This is a genomic window from Nocardia sp. NPDC058497, assembly GCF_042720195.1.
Taxonomy (GTDB): domain Bacteria; phylum Actinomycetota; class Actinomycetes; order Mycobacteriales; family Mycobacteriaceae; genus Nocardia.
Genome location: NZ_JBHXMY010000179.1, coordinates 1 through 2587, shown reverse-complemented (window position 1 = coordinate 2587; position 2587 = coordinate 1). Strand labels below are relative to the sequence as shown.

Here is a 2587-nt window from a genome sequence, read left to right as displayed (position 1 = left end):
CGGCGCGCGCTCTGTGTGGGGCGCGGCGCTCTGGGCCGATTGGCCGTTCCTGTCCGCCTTTTCCGCGCTGGGGATGGGTGGGTACCTGGGTGCGGCGGACGATCCGCTGTCGATGATCTCCTCCGAGATCGACTACTGGACCCGCGAACTCGCCGATCTGCCCGACGAGCTGGTGCTCCCGGCCGACCACCCCCGTCCGCCGGTCGCCACCTATCGCGGTGGCACCTACAGCTTCGTCATCTCCGGCGACACCCAGCGCGCCCTGGTCGAACTGGGCCGCCGCTACAACGCCTCGCTGTTCATGGTCATGCACAGCGCGCTGGCCGTGCTGCTCGCCCGCGCCGGCGGCACCAGCGACATCGCCATCGGCACCCCGGTGGCCGGTCGTGGTGACCAGGCCCTCGACGACCTGGTCGGCATGTTCGTCAACACCCTGGTGCTGCGCTCCCAGGTCGATGGCGCGACCCCGTTCGCCGCCCTGCTCGACCAGGCCCGCGAGACCGACCTGCAGGCGTTCGCGCACGCCGACGTGCCGTTCGAGCGGCTCGTCGAGGTGCTCAACCCGCCGCGCTCGCAGGCGCGTCACCCGCTGTTCCAGGTGATGCTGTCGTTCCAGAACAACAAGCAGGCCTCGCTGCAGCTGCCCGGCCTGTCGGTCAGCGGCATCGACTACGACTCCCAGCTGGCCAAGTTCGACCTGCAGCTGACCCTGACCGAGGTGCAGGACACCGACGGGGAAGCCGGCGGCATGTCGGCCGAATTCTCCTACGCGCTGGATCTTTTCGAGGAGTCGACGGTCGCCGCGTTCGCGCGCAGGCTCGACAACATCTTCGCCGCGATCGTCGCCGATCCCGAGGTGTCCGTCGGTGACATCGATCTGCTGGCGCCCGAGGAGCACGCGCAGGTCCTCGTCGACTGGAACGACACCGCGCGCGAGGTGCCCGCCGGCACCCTGGTCTCGCTGTTCGACGCGCAGGTCGAGCGGACCCCGGACGCGGTCGCGCTGGTCTTCGAGAACGAGTCGCTGTCCTACCGCGAGCTGCAGGAGCGGGCCAACCGCATCGCCCGCAGCCTGATCGGCTCCGGCGTCGGCCCCGGTGACCATGTGGCACTGGCGATCCGGCGCTCCACCGAGCTCGTCGTCGCCATGTACGCGGTGCTGCAGACCGGTGCGGCGTACGTCCCGCTCGACCCGGACCAGCCCGCCGACCGTATCGGCCACATCATCGAGACCGCGCAGCCGCGGCTGGTGCTCACCAGCCGCCGCGACGCGTTCGAGGCCGAGGGCGTCACCGTGCTCGCGGTCGAGAACATCGAGCTGCCCGCCGATTTCAGCGCAGCGCCGATCACCGATGCCGAGCGCACCCGCCCGCTGCGGGCGTCCAATACCGCCTACGTGATCTTCACGTCGGGTTCGACCGGTCGCCCCAAGGGCGTCGCGGTCGACCACGCCGCGATCGTCAACCGCCTGCTGTGGATGCAGCACGAGTACCCGATCGACGCCGCCGACGCGGTGCTGCAGAAGACCCCGGCCACCTTCGACGTGTCGGTGTGGGAGTTCTTCTGGCCCTTGCAGACCGGCGCGCGCCTGGTCGTCGCCAAGCCCGACGGCCACCGCGACCCGGTGTACCTGGCCCAGATCATCACCGAACGCGGCATCACGACAGCGCATTTCGTGCCGTCGATGCTGTCGGTGTTCGTGTCCACCCTTGGCAGCAACGGCAACGGCGACGCGGTCCGGCTGCGGCAGGTGTTCGCCTCCGGTGAGGCGCTGCCCGCGCCCACCGCGCAGCGCCTGCGCGAGCTCACCGGCGCGCGCCTGCACAACCTGTACGGCCCCACCGAGGCCGCGGTCGACGTCACCTATCACGAGGTCGTCGACGCCGACGTGGAGTCGGTGCCGATCGGCCGTCCGGTGTGGAACACCAGGGTGTTCGTGCTGGATTCGCGTCTGCACCCGGTGGCCCCCGGTGTCGCGGGTGAGCTGTATCTGGCGGGCGATCAGCTCGCCGTCGGCTACCTCAACCGCTCCGATCTGACCGCCGACCGTTTCGTCGCCAACCCGTACGGCGCGGCCGGTTCGCGCATGTACCGCACCGGTGACCTCGTCACCTGGACCCGCGACGGTGAACTGAACTACCTGGGCCGCACCGACTTCCAGGTGAAGCTGCGCGGTCTGCGCATCGAGCTCGGCGAAATCGAGGCGACCCTGCTGGCCCAGCCGGGCGTCGCGCAGTCGGTCGTCGTCGTGCGCACCGACGCGCACGCCGGTGACCAGCTCGTCGGTTACGTGGTGCCCGAAGCGGATTCGAGCATCGACATCGCCGCGGTGAAGGCGGGGATCACCGCCGAGCTGCCCGGCTACATGGTGCCCGCGGCGCTGGTCGTGCTCGACGAGTTCCCGCTCAACGCCTCCGGCAAGCTCGACCGTAAGGCGCTGCCGGCGCCGGTGTTCGAGGCCAAGGTGTTCCGCGCGCCCTCGACCCCGATCGAGGAGATCGTGGCCGAGATCTTCGCCGACCTGCTCGGCGCCGAGCGCGTCGGCGTCGACGACGACTTCTTCGCCCTCGGCGGCAACTCGCTGGTC

1 protein-coding gene is annotated in these 2587 nt (G+C 70.1%); it reads left to right on the top strand.

What is annotated here, in order from left to right; genetic code table 11:
• Window positions 1-2587, top strand: a 2587-nt coding sequence (locus tag ACFWPJ_RS14630; RefSeq protein ID WP_378851259.1) for an amino acid adenylation domain-containing protein, incomplete at both ends; no start/stop codon positions are given.